The following is a 16421-nucleotide window of genomic DNA, read 5'->3' as shown; positions in this document are numbered from 1 at the left end:
GATTCTAAGCGGGTGCGCCTGGCCCGAACGCGTCCGGGGAGATGGAGGCGTCCGGGGCGAGCGGGCGTTCGCGTCGCCACCCCCGCACGAGCGATGCCCGCGTCGCGCAGAGCACCAGGAGGAACCACCCCGAGCCGCCGAGCAGCGAGCTGGTCACGATCGAGTCCGTCAGGAGGACGATGATGACGAGGGCGGGCCATACGTAGACGGTCGACCTGCGTTCGCTCGCCGACGTCCAGGCTCGGGCGAGGGCGAGACCGACGAACACGACCAGGAGGACGACGCCGACCGTGCCCGCCTGGATCAGCACATCCATCCACGCGTTGAGCGCGGAGGCGTGCGAGCGGCCGGTGACGATGCGGATGTAGGTGTAGGGGGAGAGGTGGTCGGGCCAGGTGTCGACCCAGCCCCATCCCTGCACCGGCCGCAGTGCCGACATGTCGAGGATGACGTTCCACAGTCGTGACCGCGTGAAGAAGTCGGGTTCGGCGTTCAGCCAGTACACGAGCGGGCGGCGGAAGAGGTAGACGAGGATGAGCCCGACCACGACGACGGCGGACAGGACCCACTGAAGGACCGGCCTGACGCTGGGGCGGACGCGCCGGAGGATCGCGAGGGCGCCGGTGGCCGTCCCCGAGATGAGCACCATGCCGAGCACGATGGGCGACGCGGTGAACACGGCGAGGGTCGCGGCGAGGGCGACGGAGCCGATCGCCACGCCGGCGCTCACCGACCGGGTCCGCCATTCCACGAGGAAGGTGAGCAGGGCGATGATCGTCACGAGCCCGAGTGCCGTGCGGGTGCCGAAGATCCCCTGGATCGGGCCGCCGTAGGCGATGTTGCCCGCGATGCCGAGGAACCTGATGGGGAGGTTGAGGAGGATGCCGCTGAGGATCTCGAGTCCGAGCGAGGCGGCGAGCAGCATCCGCAGCACGTCTCCGGTGGCGCGCACGGTCTGCAGGGTGTCGCGGAACTGCGCGACGACGACGGCGAGGAAGGTGGGCGCCGCGAGCTGGAGCCATCCGGAGAGGGTCGCCTCGGGTGAGCCCGACCACCCGACGGTGATCAGCAGCCAGGCCAGCAGGACCAGCAGCGTCGTGGGGATGAGATGGATGACCCGGAGCTCCGCCCGACGGGCGAGCATCATCCCCGCGCCGATCACGCACAGCCCGGTCAGGATCGCGCCGTAGCCCGCGTCGCCCATCAGCTGACGCAGGGCGTGCGTCGAGAAGAGCGCGCCGATGGTCACGAGGGAGTAGACGGCGGCGACCTCGGTGGATTGCAGGGCGGTCGACAGTCGCGGGAGTGCGCGGGGGGTGCTCATCGCTCGGACGGCCTGTCGCCCTGTTCGCCTATGAGGCGCTCTTCGGACGGGCCGCGTCCCACCAGCGGTGCCTGCTTGATCTTGAAGGCGAACAGGATGAGCAGGAACCACCCCCAGTTCAGGAGGGGTGTCGATTCCGCGAGGCCCTGCACGAGGAGGATGGCGCCGGTGAGGGTCGGCAGCAGGGTGACCGCCGTGTACGGCCGGTCCGCGACGAGGTCCCATCGCGGGCGGTCGACGGCGAAGAACCAGGAACGCCAGATGAACGCGACGTACGCCGCCGCGATGAGGACGATCCCGACGACGCCCAGCTGCAGGAAGACGTCCACCCACATGTTGTGGGCCTGCATGACCGTCTGCCCGTGGTCGATGATCCAGCCGTCGAAGGCGGGGTCGGTCGGGATCCACGGCGTCGAGAAGCCCCATCCGATCACGGGGTGTTCGACGGCGCGTTCCAGGACCTTCTGCCAGATCGATTCGCGCCCGGTCAGGTCGCTCGAGCGGCCGAGTGCCGTGAACACCCGGTCGCGCAGTGCCCACGCCGCCACGAGGCCGCCGACGGCGACGACGCCGTAGAGGACGTAGTAGCGAGTCCTCTCACCGGCGCGCGTGGTCGTCCGCATGACGAGGACCGTGATGAGGACGACGACGACCGCGACGGCCGACAGGGTGGCGGTCGCCGATCCGGCGCGGACGAAGAGGAACGCGGCCAGGAGCGTCCAGAGGACCAGGACGGGGCGACGTGGGGCCTGGGACGCGATGCGGATGGCGAAGACCACGATCCCGAGGAGCGCCACGTACGCGAGCGCGTTGGAGTTACCGAAGATCCCCTGGATGCGGCCGCCGTCGAACAGGTTGTCGCGCGACCACAGCACGATGGGGTCGGCGACCCGGCCCTCGGGGCGGACGAACTGCGGCAGGATCGGGCCGTCCCAGACGAGACTCACCCACAGTTCGAAGAGGATCGACAGCGAGAGGATCCACTTGAGGGCGGATGCCAGGGCGCGGACGATCTCGCGCCAGGTGAGGACCGCCCCCACGAAGAGGGCGCCCACCGTCGTGACGATCAGGAGCGCGACGGTCAGCAGGGTCGCGTTGATCCAGTGGGTCCAGATCGTCGAGGCGACGGCCCACAGGAGATAGGTGAGCGCGTACCAGGGGAGTCGGGGCCACTGCACCCGCGGCCGCGTCGTCAGCCAGAGGGTCACCGAGACGAGGAAGCTCGCGACGCCGATGGCGGCGGCGACGCCGACTCCGAAGGCGAGCGGCAGGGCAGTCCCCGACAGGGTGACGACCAGCAGGACGATGCACCAGCCGCGCAGCAGGATGTGGCTCGTCCGCTCACGCGGCGGGGCTGCCGGGGGCGCCGAGACCGGGTGCGAGGAGTGGACGGCCATGGTGACAGAAGGGTATCGCGCGGCCCCGTGCGTTCCGCCCCACGCCCTAGGCTGTTCGCGTGCTGGAGACGCTCTCGAACGAACCCCGTGACTACGCGTGGGGTTCCCCCACCGCCATCCCGTCCCTCCAGGGGCGGACCCCCAGCGGAGCGCCCGAGGCCGAGGTCTGGTTCGGCGACCACCCGGGCAGTCCCGCCGTCCTCGGTGACGGCCGCTCGCTGATGCAGGCGAGGACGGATGCCGGGGCGCCGCCGCTCCCGTTCCTCCTGAAGATCCTCGCGGCGTCGTCGTCGCTGTCGATCCAGGCGCACCCGGACCTCGAGCAGGCGCGGGCCGGCTTCGCCGCGGAGGAGGCGTCCGGCGTCCCCCGCGACGCCGCCGAACGCATCTACCGCGACGACAACCACAAGCCCGAGATCATCGTCGCCCTGAGCGAGCGGTTCCGCGCCCTCGTCGGGCTGCGGCCGGTCGAGGACACGCAGCGCCTGCTCGGCGGCCTCGGCGAGGCATCCGGTGTCCGACGTCTTCGCGCGGCACTGGACGCCGCCGCCCCTGCCGATGCACTGCGAGCCGTGATCGAGGAGGTGCTGAGCGGGCGCGCCGACGACATCGTCTCGGACGTCTCCGCGGCGCTCGCCGACGCCGTCGTGCCGGACTTCGCCGAAGAGGTCGATGTCCTCCGGGCCGTCGTGCGCGATTTCCCCGGGGATGCCGGCATCGTGGTCGCCCTGCTCATGAACCTCGTCGTGCTCCGCACCGGTGAGGCCGTGTTCGCCCCTGCCGGGGTGCTCCACGCGTATCAGGACGGTCTCGGCGTCGAACTTATGGCGGCCAGCGACAACGTCCTGCGCGGCGGGTTGACCCCGAAGCACATCGACGTCCCGGAGCTCATGCGCATCGTCGACACCGAGCCCGGCGCGGCGCCGCTGCTCGACCCGGTGCCCGCCGATGCGGGGGAGCTGTTCGACGCCGGAGTCGCGGACTTCCGCCTCGCCCGGTACGCACCGACCGGCACGCCGCTGCACGTCGGGCTCGACGGACCCGCTATCGTGCTGGCGACCGAAGGCCGCGTGATCGTGTCCGCCGGGGGGCGGCGCATCGATCTCACGCCGGGGACCGCCGCCTACGCTCAGGACGAGACGGAGCTCGCGCTGGACGGCTCCGGGGTCGCCTACCTGGCCCGGCCGGGTGTGCAGGGCTGAGGTCGCGACACGCCGGGGAGCCTCAAGAAGATTCAATATCGGGTTGAGGGTTTACGATCTGCGACTTGACCCGAGCGAATCACACGGGTGTAATTAGGCATCGGCCGCACCGCGGCGAGTGTCTACAGGTGGGAGAGCAAGATGACGGGTTACCGTTCCGGCGTTCCCGAGAATTGGTTCGTCGATCCGGTGAACCTCGGTGTCCCCGGCGTCCGTCGCCGCGTCGACACCGACGAGGACACCGCGCTGGCATGGCAGGCCGACGCCCTGTGCGCACAGACGGATCCGGAGGCCTTCTTCCCGGAGAAGGGCGGATCGACGCGTGACGCGAAGCGCATCTGCACCTCGTGCGACGTCCGAGGCGAATGCCTCGAATACGCCCTCCAGAACGACGAGCGCTTCGGCATCTGGGGCGGTTTGAGCGAGCGCGAGCGACGCAAGCTCAAGCGGCGCGCTTCCTGACGCGATCCGCGCCACCCCGCCCGTCCTCCCCGCGTCGCCCGAGTCGCGACCTAGGCTGACCTGGCCATGCCCGCCCGAGTACACGCGATCCTCGTCGTCCGCCCCCACGGACGAGGCCCCACGGATCTCCACCTGAGCCGCACCCTGCGCGCGCTCGCCGCCCAGACGCGGCGTGCCGACGCGCTCACCGTCGTCCTCTGCGGACCCGACGAGACCCTCAAGAAGCTCGCGTCCGAGTCCGGAGCCGAGGCGGTCATCGTCGCAGGCCGGGGGACCGGCTTCGCCGAAGCCCTCCGCCTGGCGAGCCGGCGCATCACCGGCGACGCCGTCTGGTTGCTCGCGCAGGACACCGCGCCCGCTCCGGACGCGCTCGCACGGCTCACGGGAGCGCTCGAGACCGCCCCCTCGGTGGCGCTCGCCGCGCCCAAGCTGATCTCCTGGGACGACCCCAGCCGGATCGTCTCGCTCGGGGTCACGCTCACCCACACGGGGCGCACGGTCGGTCTCGCCGACGGCGAGCTCGACCAGGGGCAGCACGACGCCTCCGAGGACGTCCTCGGATCGGACATCCGCGGCGTCCTCGTCCGCTCGCAGGTCTGGAACGCCCTCGGGGGCATCGACCAGGGTCTGGCCGGCGCCGACGAGGGTCTCGACCTCGGCATCCGCGCCCGCCTCGCCGGCGGTCGCGTCGCTCTGACGCCCTCCGCGCTCGTCGCCGTCGCCGGTGACGGCGTCGCGGGAACCCCGGCGGGACGCTCGGCCGGCGCGCGCGGCCGGCGTCTCTACGCCGCGCGGAAGGCCGAGCTCCACCGTCGCCTGGCCTATGCCCCGGCTCCCGTGGTCCTGCTGCACTGGCTGACCCTCCTGCCCCTCGCCCTGTGGCGCACCCTCGGCCATCTGGTCGCGAAGACTCCGGGACGCATCGGACCCGAGTGGGCGGCGTCGTTCTCGGTGCTCGTGTCGTTCGCGGCCGTCGTGCGCGCGCGCCGCACCATCCGGCGGAACCGGACCGCCTCGTGGCTGTCCCTGGCGCAGCTGCGGATCGGCCGACGGGACCTGCGTGAGCGGCTCGAGGACGAAGCGGATGCCGCAGCGGCTCCGCGCGAGGACCTCCGCTTCTTCAGCGGCGGCGGCGCCTGGGTCGTCCTCGGCGCCCTCGCCACCTCCGCCCTGTCGTTCAGCGCGCTCCTGGCGTGGCCCGTGCTCGGCGGAGGGGGACTCGCGCCGCTGCGCAGCGGCGTCGTGGCGCTGTGGACGGATGCCGCGTACGGTCCGCGTGCGCTGGGCTGGGACACCGTCGGGCCGGCCGACCCCTTCGCGTCGGTCGTCGCCCTCGTCGGTTCGCTGTCGCCCCTCGCCCCGTCGCGCGCGATCGTCATCCTCTGGCTCCTCGCACTGCCGCTCGCCGCTCTCGGCGGATGGTTCGCAGCGACCCGCGTCACCGAGCGGTCCGTGCTCCGCTGCACCGCGGCCTTCGCGTGGGCGGTGGCACCTCCCTTCCTCGCGGCACTGATCGAGGGGCGACCGACCGCGGTGATCCTGCACCTCGCGCTGCCGTGGCTCATCTACACGGCCGCGGCCGCGCGACGGTCGTGGAGCAGCGCCGGGCTCGCCTCGATCATCCTCGTCGTCGTGCTCGCCTGTGCGCCCTCGCTGGCACCCGCTCTGGTCGTGCTGTGGCTCGTGGCCATCGTCCTGGCCGTATCGATGCGACGCGGGCGGGGAGCCGGACGCATCGTCTGGCTGATGATCCCGCCCGTCGCGGTCTTCCTGCCCCTCGGGTGGTACCACCTCACGACGGGCGACCCCCTCGCGATCTTCGCCGACCCGGGCCGGCCGCTCGCTCTGAGCGGGAACCCCGACGGGTTGTTGCCGAAGGTCCTCTTCGCGTTCGGCTACCCGTCGACCGACGGCGTCGGCTGGACGCAGTTCCTCGGTGAGGACGGGCGGGCCTGGTGGGTCGCCGCCTTCACGGCGCCGGTCGTGCTGCTCGCCCTGCTGGCGCCGGTCGTCGGGCGGCTGCTCCCGGCATCCGTGGCGCTCGTCGCCGCCGTCCTCGGTGTCGCCACCGCGGCCCTGGGATCGGGTGTGGCCCTCACCGCCGGCATGTCCGGGCCCGTCTCGATCTGGGCGGGAAGCGCGCTCTCGCTCGCGTGGGCGGGCCTCATCCTCGCCGCCGTCACCGGCCTCGACGGGTTCCGCCGGGTCGACGCCCTCGTCCCCGTCGCGGCATCCGTCGTGATCGCCTTCCTCGCCGTCGGCGCCGTTCCGGCGCTCACTGCCGTCGTCCGCGGCGATTCCGCCCTGCAGGACGGGCCGTCCAGCACACTCCCCGCGTACGTCCAGACCGCCGGTAGCGAGGGCGAGCGCGACGGTGAGCAGACGGCGACCCTCGTCCTGACCGTGCAGGCGGATGCCGCCTACTCGGCCTCCGTGGTCTGGGGCGCCAGCGAGACCCTCGGCGGGCAGACGACGCTGCAGTCCACGCGCCCCGAGCTGACCGCCGGTGACCGCGAGCTGGCCCACGTGACGGCCGACCTCGTCTCCACGGTGACCGGCGACGTCGTCGCCCAGCTCGGTCGGCACGGCATCGCGTACGTCCTCCTCGAACAGGCCCCCCGCGAGAGCGACCGCGCCCGTGCGGCGCGGCTCGGGGCGCAGAACCTCCTCAATCAGCGAGCCGATCTCGTGAGCGTCGGGCAGACGGCCCGCGGCGTCCTGTGGGGCGTCAAGGGGACCATCGCCGAGCGCACCGTCGACGACGCCTCGGGGCCCACTTCGGTCCGCGTCGCCCTGCTGCAGCTCGGCGTCATCGCCGTCGCGCTGCTGCTCGCAGTCCCGACGCGCGCCAGCCTCCGGGCCGGCAGGCGTCACCCCCGCATCATCGGGGAGCGGGACGGGCTCGCAGAAAGGTCGGCCTCGTGACCACCGCCCGCCGGATCCGCCGCGGCGTCGGCGCCGCCCTGAGCCTCGCCGTCGTGGCGGGGACCTTCCTCATCGCGACCGCTACCCTGCCGACCGTCGAGCGGTCGACGCTCTCGCTGACGACGCGGCCCGAAGCCGCGACCTCCCTCCTCTCGTGCGCGGGCCCGGTGCTCGCCGTCGGACGGGATACCGAGGACGTCGGCGCGCTGCAGGTCGCCGCCCCGCAGAACGTGGTGTCGGGAACCGTCGCCGGTGCGCCCGCACCCGTCGCGGGCGAGATCGCCTCCGCGGTCCCGGATGCCCCGCCGATCGCGTCGTTCTCGGCGGAGCCGGTCGATCGCATGCGCACCGACCTGGCCGCGGCGGGGTCGTCGCGTGTCGACGCCGACGATCTCGCCGGGTTCGCGGCATCCGCCTGCACCCCGCCCGCCATGGAGACCTGGCTCGCCGGGGGCAGCGGCCTCACGGGCGCGGCGGATCTCGTCATCCTCGCCAACCCCGGCGATGTCGCGGCCCGCGTGGATCTGACGGTCTTCGCCTCGGGCGGCCGCGTGGCCCCCGATGCGGGTGCGGACATCCTGATCCCCGCCGGCCAGCAGCGCGTCGTGCCCCTCGCCTCGCTCGCGCTCGGCGAAGCGAGCCCCGTCGTGCTCGTCTCGGCGACGCAGGCACCCGTGCAGGCCGTCCTGCAGTCGAGCCTCACCCGGACGCTCGTCCCGGTCGGCGTCGACCAGGGCGGCGCGACCGGGCTCCCGAGGGCTCAGCAGACGATCCCCGCGTTCTCGAGCGTCGCGGAAGGTGACGAGCCCACCGACACGGTGGTGCGGCTGCTCGCCCCTTCGGACGACACGACCGCGACCGTGACGGTGTCGCCCGTCGGGCGACGCACCACCGCAGCTTCCTTCCCCGATCTCGCCCTCACGGCCGGCGTGCCCGTCGACGTGGATCTGGACACGCTTCCCCAGGGCCGCTATCGCGTGGAGGTCGACGCGGGTGCACCGGTGGTCGCCTCCGTCCACACCTCGACGGGATCGGATGCCGGGTCCGACTTCGCCTGGTACGGCACGGCGGACGACATCCGCGTGCCCTCCCTCCTCGCAGTCGCCGACGGGCCGAGTCCGCAGCTCGCGCTCGTGAACCCCGGTGCCTCCGAGGTGGCCGCGGTCCTGACCGAGGATGCGGGCGCCGGCGAGCCGCGCGAGGTGCGCGTCCCCGCGGGCGGTTCGGTCTCGGTCGACCTGCGCGCCGGCGAGCTCTACCGGCTCGACCCCGCGGGGGGCACACTGCGCGCGGGCGTGACCTTCACGGCATCCGATGCGATTGCCGGCTACGCCGTGGCCCCTGCCGACGCCGCCGCGGCACCCGTGGTCGTCCGTCCGCGCTGATCGCGCACGGAAGTGCGTCGCGCGAGCAGAAGCTCAGAAGCGCTCGCGCCTCAGAATCGGAACCGGTCGGGCCCGAGGTCCCACGGGTCGCGGTCGAGGTATTCGGCGGCGGCGCGGAACACGCAGCTCTCGATCATCATCCGGCGGTGGAGTTCGTCGTTGCGGTGCAGTCTCGCGAGCCGTTCGATGGGGAGTCGGAACAGGACGATGCGCTTCTGCTCCGTCTGCACCGCCCACCGGGGGATGCCGTCGTCGTCCGCGGCGTCCGGCATCCAGCCGATGTCGAAACGGACCTCACGCAGCTCCGGCCATGCGCTCCGGAGGAACTCGACCGCCGTCGTGACCGTCAGATCGAACTTCTCGGCGCGCGTCTCGATCGCGGGAAGCGGGGGCCGGACGACGGAGCTCCGGTCGAGGCGGCCGTGTCGACCGTGCCGGTCGGGGCGGACACTCGTGCGCACGCGTCGCCTCACGGGTCCACCTTGCTGAGCATGACGCCATCCTAGGCGTCGAGCGGGCGCCCGGCGCTCTCCTGCCATGCCGCGATCCCCGCCGCGATCAGTGCGAGCGCGGCGGCGAAGCCCCCGTCGTCGGTGGAGTCGACGGATGCCGCGGTCAGGGACACCTCGGACGCCGCGGTGCCCCAGGCATCCGCCGACCGACGCTGCTGCTCGTGGAAGGTGACGCCGACGACGTAGTGGGTCACGGCGTCGGCGACGACGCGGGCGGCGGGGGAGTCCTCGACGGTGCGCAGCGCGTCGTGGACGGGTGAGTCGACGAGGCCGAGGGCGAGGGAGCTCGACACCACTTCGGCACCGTCGCGGTGGGCGAGGAGCCGGTCGTGCAGGCGGTGCCCCAGGGTGACGGCCGCCCGGCCGAGGTCGGTCGGGTCACCCGGGCGCAGCGCGACGGGGGCGAGGATGCGCGCGCTCACAGCCGCGAGGAGCTCCTGCTTGCTTGCGACGTGCCAGTACAGGGCGCTCGGCTGGACACCCAGGTCCTCCGCGAGGCGCCGCATCGACAGGTCGGGGAGGCCCACGCGATCGAGGACGGACAGAGCGGCGTCGACGACGTCGTCCTTGGTGCGCCGGAGACCCCGGGAGGGCGGGTTTGGATCGCGCGCAATCATGGCGTTACCCTACCTGAACGGTGTTCACGTGAACGCTGTTCAGGAGGATGAGATGACCCGCTCGCGCCCGACACCCCGGCTCGACACGACCGACCTCTCCCGGGCGGCCGTCTTCGCCGGGGTGATCGCCGTCCTCGGCCTTCCCGGCTCCTTCTCCGTCTTCGGCGGCGTGCCGATCACCGCCCAGACGCTCGGGGTGATGCTGGCCGGCGCCGTGCTCGGCCCTCTCGTGGGTGCCGTCTCGGTCGGTGCCCTCCTCGCGCTCGTCGCGATCGGACTCCCGCTGCTGGCGGGCGGTCGCGGGGGAGCGGCGGTGTTCGTGGGGCCGACGGCGGGCTACCTCGTCGGATGGCTGGTGGGCGCCGTCGTGATCGGACTGATCGTGCACCTCGGCGGACGCCGGCCCGTGTGGTGGCGGACCTTCATCGGCGTGGTCATCGGCGGCGTCCTCGTCGTCTACGCCTGCGGCATCCCGGTCCAGGGTCTCATCATGCGCATCGGAATGGATCAGGCGCTGATCGCGAACCTCGCCTTCGTCCCCGGCGACCTGGTCAAGGCCGTGATCGCGACACTCGTCGTGGGCGCCTTGGTCCGGGGGTACCCGCGCGCCTTCCGTCGCACGTGGGCGCCGCGCGGCGCTGCGCGTGAGGCGGCACCGGTACGGTGACGAGCGCCCTCCGGCTCGCCGACGTCTCGGTACGCCTGGGCGACGTCGACGTCCTCCAGGGGGTCGACCTCGCCCTCGACGCCCGGAGCATCGCCGTCGTGGGCGACAACGGCTCCGGCAAGTCGACGCTCGCGCGGCTGATCGGCGGACTCATCCGGCCCACGCAGGGTCGCGTCGAGGTGCTCGGCCTCGATGCCGAGAAGGATGCCGCCGCCCTCCGCCGCCGCGTCGCGATCGTCTTCAGCAATCCCGACGCCCAGATCATCATGCCGACCGTCGCCGAGGACGTCGCGTTCTCGCTCCGTGCGGATCGGCTGCCCCGCGCCGAGCGGGATGCCCGCGTCGCCGCCGCGCTCGAGAGGTTCGCCCTCGCCCCCCTCGCCGACCGGCCGGCGTACGAGCTGTCCGGCGGGCAGAAGCAGCTGCTCGCCCTGTGCGGCGCCTTCGTCCGCGAGCCGGACCTCGTGGTCGCCGACGAGCCGACCGCGTTCCTCGACGGACGGAACGCCCACCTGATCTCGGCGCACCTGCTCGCCGACTCCGGCCACCGGCTCGTGGTCGTGACGCACGACCTCGACCTCGCGGCGCGGTGCGACGTCGCGGTCCGGATGCACGAGGGAAAGGTCGCCCGGGTGGGGCCCGCGCCCGACATCGTGGCCGCCCACGCCGCGAGCTGGCGATGCTGACGCTGTACCGGCCCGGGAAGGGGCCGTGGCACCGGATACCCGCGGGCTCGAAGGCGGCGATCCTGCTCGCCCTCGTCCTCGCCGTCTCCCTCCTCCCCACGGCGTGGCCGACCGCCGCGATCACCGCGGCGGTGTGCGCGGTCTGCTATCTCGTGCCGGGAGTCGGACTCCGTGAACTCGCCCGCCAGGTCTGGTCGCTCCGGTGGCTCGTCGTGGTGGCCTTCGGCATCCCGTGCATCTTCCTCGGCGTCGAGGCGGCGACCGTCGGCACCGTCCGCATCGTGGCCGCGGTCGCCCTCGCTGGGCTCCTCGCGTCGACCACCCCGGTGACCGCCCTCCTCGACGTGGCGGAACGGGCGCTCGGCCCGCTGCGCGTGATCGGGGTGGATGCCGCCCGCGCGGCGCTCCTGCTCGTCGTCGCACTCGGCACGGTTCCCACCCTCGCGCGCCTCGCGGGCGAGGTCCGCGCGGCGCAGCGGGCGCGGGGAGCCCGCGGCATCCGTGTCTTCGCTGTGCCGTTCCTCGTCCTCGCGCTCCGCCATGCGGACGATCTCGGCGACGCCCTCACCGCCCGCGGGGTGCGCTGAGCCCGGCGCGGCTCCGTGTCGCGGCCCGCCTCCACGGCTAGCGTGGACGCGATGCGAGAGAGACTGTGTTCCAAGGTGGGCTGTGCCCGCGAGGCCGTGACGACGCTGACCTACGACTACGGCGACCAGATGGCCGTCCTCGGTCCGCTCGGCGGCGGGAACGACCCGCACGCCCACGATCTCTGCGCCATCCACACCGGTCGGATGTCGGTCCCGAAGGGCTGGGTCGTCGTCCGTCACGAGACCCTCCGCGTCTGACCCTGCGTGGCAGGATGGGCGCGTGCCCACTCCCGTGAAGACCATCGAACACGTCGTCGCCGATCTTTCGCTCGCGGAAGCCGGTCGTCACCAGATCCGCCTCGCCGAGAACGAGATGCCGGGTCTGATGGCCCTCCGCGAGGAGTACGGCGACTCCCGGCCCCTCGCCGGAGCGCGGATCGCCGGTTCGCTGCACATGACGGTGCAGACGGCGGTCCTCATCGAGACGCTCGTCGCCCTCGGCGCGCAGGTGCGGTGGGCGAGCTGCAACATCTTCTCCACCCAGGATGAGGCGGCGGCAGCGGTCGTCGTCGGTCCGGGCGGCACCGTCGCCGAGCCCGCCGGCGTGCCGGTGTTCGCGTTCAAGGGCGAGACCCTCGAACAGTACTGGGAGCTCGCCGATCGCATCTTCGACTGGTCGGACGAGGGCTTCGACGGGCCGAACCTGATCCTCGACGACGGCGGCGACGCCACCCTCCTCGTTCACAAGGGCGTCGAGTTCGAAGCCGCCGGTGCTGTTCCGGATGCCACGACGGGCGATTCGGGCGAGTACCGCATCGTCCTCGACACGCTCCGGAAGAGCCTCGCCCGCGATCCGCAGCGCTTCACCCGCCTGGCCGGGGGCCTGCTCGGTGTGACCGAGGAGACGACGACCGGTGTCCACCGCCTCTACGAGCTCCACGCCGCCGGGAAGCTGCTCTTCCCCGGCATCAACGTGAACGACTCGGTCACGAAGTCGAAGTTCGACAACAAGTACGGCATCCGCCACTCGCTGCCCGACGGCATCAACCGGGCCACGGACGTCCTCATCGGCGGCAAGGTCGCGTTCGTCGTCGGCTACGGCGACGTCGGCAAGGGTGCCGCCGAGGCGCTCCGCGGCCAAGGCGCCCGCGTCATCGTGAGCGAGGTGGATCCGATCTGCGCGCTGCAGGCGGCGATGGACGGCTACCAGGTCGCACGCCTCGAGGACGTCGCCGACCAGGTCGACATCGTCATCACGGGCACCGGCAACACCCGTGTCGTCACGGTGGACCACCTCCTCTCGCTCAAGCACCTCGCGATCGTCGGCAACGTGGGCCACTTCGACGACGAGATCGACATGGCCGCCCTCGAGGCTCTGCCCGGCGTCGAGAAGATCGAGATCAAGCCGCAGGTGCACGAGTTCCGGCTGCCGACCGGGCGCAGCATCCTCGTCTTGTCCGAGGGGCGCCTGCTGAACCTCGGCAACGCGACGGGGCACCCGTCCTTCGTCATGAGTGCGTCGTTCACGAACCAGGTTCTCGCTCAGATCGAGCTCTTCACGAAGACCGACGCGTACCCGACGGGTGTGTACGTCCTGCCCAAGGCGCTCGACGAGAAGGTCGCCCGCCTGCACCTGTCGGCTCTCGGCGTGCGGCTGACGCGGCTCACCGACGAGCAGGCCGCCTACATCGGCGTACCCGTCGACGGCCCCTACAAGCTCGACCACTACCGATACTGACGCCGACACGCCCGAGCGCATTTTCTTTTGAATGGATCAAAAGAGCGCGTAGGCTGATCGCATGACCGACCTCGCCGCAGACCCTGCCGTCGCGCTCCGCGATGCCGGGCTCCGGGTGACGGAATCGCGGCTCGCGGTGTTCGCCGCCCTCGCCGCCCATCCGCACGCGAGCGCCGACGCGGTGTTCGCCGACGTGGCGGGCGAACTCCCCAAGGCGAGCCGTCAGTCGGTCTACAACGCGCTGAACGACTTCGCGGATGCCGCGCTCGTCCGCCGCATCGAGCCCGCCGGTCAGCCCATGCTGTTCGAGCTGCGCGTCGACGACAATCACCACCACCTCGTGTGCACGTCCTGCGGCCGCGTCCAGGACGTCGACTGCGCCGTCGGCGCCGCGCCCTGCCTGCATCCGTCGGACGATCACGGCTTCCGGATCGCCTCCGCCGAGGTCACCTACTGGGGTCTCTGCGGCGCGTGCGCCGCCGAGGCCGCCGCCTGAACCCATCCGCCCTCTTTCACCACCCCGAACGGAAGGATCACCATGAGCGACCGTGACCCCCAGGCCGAGCCCCTCGGCGCCGAGGCCACCGACGTCGACCACGCCGTCACCCCCATCGACACCCCGGTCGATGAGCGCGGCGACGGCGAGACGCGGCCGCGGGAGAACACCGCCGACGCCTGCCCCGTCATCCACGCGGCACCCGGCGCCGATCGTGCGAACCACGGCGGCCAGCCGCATCCCACCGTCGGCACCGCCAACCAGGTGTGGTGGCCGAACCAGCTGAACCTCCGCATCCTCAAGAAGAACCCGTCCGTCGGCAACCCCGTCGGCGAGGACTTCGACTACAAGGCCGCCTTCGAGAGCCTCGACCTCGCCGCCGTGAAGGCCGACATCGCCGCCGTCCTCACCACGTCGCAGGACTGGTGGCCCGCCGACTTCGGCAACTACGGCCCGCTCATGATCCGCATGGCCTGGCACTCCGCCGGCACCTACCGTGCGACCGACGGTCGCGGCGGCGGCGGCACCGGCCAGCAGCGTTTCGCGCCCCTCAACAGCTGGCCCGACAACGTCAACCTCGACAAGGCGCGGCGCCTGCTGTGGCCCGTCAAGAAGACCTACGGTCAGGCACTCTCGTGGGGCGACCTCATGATCCTCGCCGGTAACGTCGCGCTCGAGACCATGGGCTTCGAGACCTTCGGCTTCGGCGGCGGACGCCCCGACGTCTGGGAGCCGGACGACGACGTGTACTGGGGCCCCGAGACCACATGGCTCGCCGACGAGCGCTACAGCGGCGACCGCAACCTCGAGAAGCCCCTCGCGGCGGTCCAGATGGGTCTCATCTACGTGAACCCCGAGGGTCCCAACGGCGAGCCCGACCCGCTGAAGTCCGCTCGCGACATCCGCGAGACCTTCGGCCGCATGGGCATGGACGACGAGGAGACCGTCGCCCTCATCGCCGGTGGCCACACCTTCGGCAAGACCCACGGCGCCGCCCCCGACACGAACGTCGAGGACAACCCCGAGGCCGCCGGCCTCGAGCAGCAGGGTCTCGGCTGGAAGAACAACCACGGCACGGGCAAGGGCGACGACACCATCACGTCGGGACTCGAGGTCACGTGGACCTACCACCCGACCCGCTGGGACAACGAGTTCTTCCACATCCTGTACGCCTACGACTGGGAGCTCATGACGAGCCCCGGCGGCGGTCACCAGTGGCGCCCGAAGAACGGTGCCGGTGCCGACATGGTGCCGCTGGCGCACTCCGACGGTCGTCGCGAGCCGCGCATGCTGACGAGCGATCTGGCCCTGCGGATGGACCCGGCCTACGACGCGGTCTCGCGCCGTTTCAAGGACGACCCCGTCGCCTTCGGTGACGCGTTCGCCCGCGCCTGGTTCAAGCTGACGCACCGCGACATGGGCCCCGTCGCGCGGTACCTCGGTCCCGAGGTTCCGCAGGAGGAGCTCATCTGGCAGGACCCGGTGCCCGCCGTGGACCACGAGCTGATCGACGACGCGGATGCCGCTGCGCTCAAGGAGCGCATCCTCGCCACCGGTCTCACGGTCGCCCAGCTCGTCTCGACGACGTGGGCCGCGGCATCCACCTTCCGTGGCAGCGACAAGCGCGGCGGCGTCAACGGAGCCCGCATCCGCCTCGCGCCGCAGAAGGACTGGGAGGTCAACAACCCCGAGCAGCTGCGGCACGTCATCGCCGCGCTCGAGGGTGTGAAGGCCGCCTTCGACGCCGAGCAGACCGGCGGCACTAAGGTCTCGTTGGCCGACCTCATCGTGCTCGCGGGCAACGCGGGCGTCGAGAAGGCCGCGAAGGATGCCGGAGTCGACGTCACCGTGCCGTTCCGTCCGGGCCGCACCGACGCGTCGCAGGAGCAGACCGACGAGCTGTCGTTCGGCTACCTCGAGCCGGTCGCCGACGGATTCCGCAACTACTACGGACCGAACGCGTTCCTCCCGGCGGAGCACCACCTCATCGACAAGGCGAACCTGCTGACCCTCAGCGCTCCCGAGATGACGGTGCTCGTGGGCGGCCTGCGCGCACTGGGCGCGAACTGGGACGGTTCGTCCCACGGCGTGTTCACCGGCCGACCGGGCGTGCTCACGAACGACGTGTTCGTGAACCTGCTGGACCTCGGCTCGACCTGGACGCCGCTCGACCCCGGCTCGCACGCCTTCCGCGGCACCACGGCGGACGGCTCGCAGATCGGCGTCGGCACCCGCGCCGACCTCGTGTTCAGCTCGAACTCGGAGCTCCGCGCGATCGCCGAGGTCTACGCCTCGGACGACGCCGGCGAGAAGTTCGTCCGCGACTTCGTGGCCGCCTGGACGAAGGTCACCGAGCTCGACCGGTTCGACCTGCACGCCTGACCGGCGCTGCCGTCACGACGCACGGCCCCTCCTTCACGGGA

Annotated in this window: 15 protein-coding genes; 11 read left to right on the top strand and 4 right to left on the bottom strand. The window is 71.9% G+C overall.

Annotation, left to right across the window (positions count from 1 at the left end; translation table 11 throughout):
• Nucleotides 1-4 precede the first annotated feature (4 nt).
• Nucleotides 5-1324 (bottom strand): hypothetical protein, encoded by a 1320-nt coding sequence (locus BLR68_RS03915; protein WP_018188736.1) that lies wholly within the window; start codon nucleotides 1322-1324, stop codon nucleotides 5-7.
• The gene (locus BLR68_RS03910) at nucleotides 1321-2721 is read right to left on the bottom strand and encodes an O-antigen ligase family protein (protein WP_018188735.1); all 1401 of its coding nucleotides are present in this window, start codon (nucleotides 2719-2721) and stop codon (nucleotides 1321-1323) included. Before BLR68_RS03910 ends, BLR68_RS03915 begins: the two co-directional genes overlap by 4 nt.
• A gap of 59 nt (nucleotides 2722-2780) precedes the next feature.
• Here BLR68_RS03910 and manA point away from each other — a divergent pair, with 59 nt between their 5' ends.
• From manA to BLR68_RS03890, 4 genes are all read left to right on the top strand, one after another.
• On the top strand, nucleotides 2781-3923 hold the full coding sequence (gene manA, locus BLR68_RS03905) for a mannose-6-phosphate isomerase, class I (protein ID WP_018188734.1): 1143 nt from the start codon (nucleotides 2781-2783) through the stop codon (nucleotides 3921-3923).
• A gap of 141 nt (nucleotides 3924-4064) precedes the next feature.
• A complete protein-coding gene (locus tag BLR68_RS03900; protein ID WP_018188733.1) occupies nucleotides 4065-4385 on the top strand; it encodes a WhiB family transcriptional regulator in 321 nt (106 codons plus the stop codon).
• A 66-nt stretch (nucleotides 4386-4451) separates the two neighbouring features.
• Nucleotides 4452-7310 carry a glycosyltransferase gene (locus BLR68_RS03895; protein WP_018188732.1) on the top strand — a complete coding sequence of 953 codons (2859 nt, stop codon included), beginning with the start codon at nucleotides 4452-4454 and terminating at the stop codon, nucleotides 7308-7310.
• Entirely contained in the window at nucleotides 7307-8695 is a 1389-nt protein-coding gene (locus BLR68_RS03890; protein WP_018188731.1) for a DUF5719 family protein, read from the top strand. Before BLR68_RS03895 ends, BLR68_RS03890 begins: the two co-directional genes overlap by 4 nt.
• A 50-nt stretch (nucleotides 8696-8745) precedes the next feature.
• Here the strand turns inward: BLR68_RS03890 and BLR68_RS03885 are convergent, their stop codons facing one another.
• Both BLR68_RS03885 and BLR68_RS03880 read right to left on the bottom strand, forming a co-directional pair.
• Complete coding sequence (locus tag BLR68_RS03885; protein WP_018188730.1) at nucleotides 8746-9156, bottom strand: metallopeptidase family protein; 411 nt, start codon at nucleotides 9154-9156, stop codon at nucleotides 8746-8748.
• A 41-nt stretch (nucleotides 9157-9197) separates the two neighbouring features.
• Nucleotides 9198-9824 carry a TetR/AcrR family transcriptional regulator gene (locus tag BLR68_RS03880; protein ID WP_018188729.1) on the bottom strand — a complete coding sequence of 209 codons (627 nt, stop codon included), beginning with the start codon at nucleotides 9822-9824 and terminating at the stop codon, nucleotides 9198-9200.
• A gap of 52 nt (nucleotides 9825-9876) precedes the next feature.
• Between BLR68_RS03880 and BLR68_RS03875 the strand changes: the two genes are divergently transcribed.
• The 7 genes from BLR68_RS03875 to katG all read left to right on the top strand — a co-directional run bounded on the left by BLR68_RS03875 (nucleotide 9877) and on the right by katG (nucleotide 16380).
• Nucleotides 9877-10491 (top strand): biotin transporter BioY, encoded by a 615-nt coding sequence (locus BLR68_RS03875; protein ID WP_018188728.1) that lies wholly within the window; start codon nucleotides 9877-9879, stop codon nucleotides 10489-10491.
• Nucleotides 10488-11177: an energy-coupling factor ABC transporter ATP-binding protein gene (locus BLR68_RS03870; RefSeq protein ID WP_018188727.1), complete on the top strand. Its 690-nt coding sequence runs from the start codon at nucleotides 10488-10490 to the stop codon at nucleotides 11175-11177. The genes BLR68_RS03875 and BLR68_RS03870 overlap by 4 nt, the downstream gene beginning before the upstream one ends.
• Entirely contained in the window at nucleotides 11171-11764 is a 594-nt protein-coding gene (locus BLR68_RS03865) for a CbiQ family ECF transporter T component (protein ID WP_018188726.1), read from the top strand. The genes BLR68_RS03870 and BLR68_RS03865 overlap by 7 nt, the downstream gene beginning before the upstream one ends.
• 51 nt (nucleotides 11765-11815) lie before the next feature.
• The gene (locus BLR68_RS03860) at nucleotides 11816-12022 is read left to right on the top strand and encodes a DUF3499 family protein (protein WP_026303039.1); all 207 of its coding nucleotides are present in this window, start codon (nucleotides 11816-11818) and stop codon (nucleotides 12020-12022) included.
• A 22-nt stretch (nucleotides 12023-12044) separates the two neighbouring features.
• Nucleotides 12045-13502 carry an adenosylhomocysteinase gene (ahcY, locus tag BLR68_RS03855; protein WP_018188724.1) on the top strand — a complete coding sequence of 486 codons (1458 nt, stop codon included), beginning with the start codon at nucleotides 12045-12047 and terminating at the stop codon, nucleotides 13500-13502.
• A 61-nt stretch (nucleotides 13503-13563) separates the two neighbouring features.
• Nucleotides 13564-13998, top strand: coding sequence for a Fur family transcriptional regulator (locus BLR68_RS03850; protein ID WP_018188723.1), 435 nt, complete (start codon nucleotides 13564-13566; stop codon nucleotides 13996-13998).
• Nucleotides 13999-14040: 42 nt separating this feature from the next.
• On the top strand, nucleotides 14041-16380 hold the full coding sequence (gene katG / locus BLR68_RS03845) for a catalase/peroxidase HPI (protein WP_018188722.1): 2340 nt from the start codon (nucleotides 14041-14043) through the stop codon (nucleotides 16378-16380).
• The last annotated feature ends 41 nt before the right edge of the window (nucleotides 16381-16421 follow it).

Source organism: Microbacterium sp. 77mftsu3.1 (assembly GCF_900100525.1).
In the GTDB taxonomy this organism is placed as follows: domain Bacteria; phylum Actinomycetota; class Actinomycetes; order Actinomycetales; family Microbacteriaceae; genus Microbacterium; species Microbacterium aquilitoris.
Note: the sequence above shows the minus strand (reverse complement) of the source record. Positions and strands in the feature narration are given on the sequence as shown.

Excerpts from the sequence above, each read along its gene's own strand:
- BLR68_RS03915 (WP_018188736.1), bottom strand. The coding sequence starts at position 1,324 with ATGAGCACCCCCCGCGCACTCCCGCGACTGTCGACCGCCCTGCAATCC.
- BLR68_RS03910 (WP_018188735.1), bottom strand. The coding sequence starts at position 2,721 with ATGGCCGTCCACTCCTCGCACCCGGTCTCGGCGCCCCCGGCAGCCCCG.
- BLR68_RS03900 (WP_018188733.1), top strand. The coding sequence starts at position 4,065 with ATGACGGGTTACCGTTCCGGCGTTCCCGAGAATTGGTTCGTCGATCCG.
- BLR68_RS03895 (WP_018188732.1), top strand. The coding sequence starts at position 4,452 with ATGCCCGCCCGAGTACACGCGATCCTCGTCGTCCGCCCCCACGGACGA.
- BLR68_RS03880 (WP_018188729.1), bottom strand. The coding sequence starts at position 9,824 with ATGATTGCGCGCGATCCAAACCCGCCCTCCCGGGGTCTCCGGCGCACC.
- BLR68_RS03875 (WP_018188728.1), top strand. The coding sequence starts at position 9,877 with ATGACCCGCTCGCGCCCGACACCCCGGCTCGACACGACCGACCTCTCC.
- BLR68_RS03865 (WP_018188726.1), top strand. The coding sequence starts at position 11,171 with ATGCTGACGCTGTACCGGCCCGGGAAGGGGCCGTGGCACCGGATACCC.
- BLR68_RS03860 (WP_026303039.1), top strand. The coding sequence starts at position 11,816 with ATGCGAGAGAGACTGTGTTCCAAGGTGGGCTGTGCCCGCGAGGCCGTG.
- BLR68_RS03850 (WP_018188723.1), top strand. The coding sequence starts at position 13,564 with ATGACCGACCTCGCCGCAGACCCTGCCGTCGCGCTCCGCGATGCCGGG.
- katG (WP_018188722.1), top strand. The coding sequence starts at position 14,041 with ATGAGCGACCGTGACCCCCAGGCCGAGCCCCTCGGCGCCGAGGCCACC.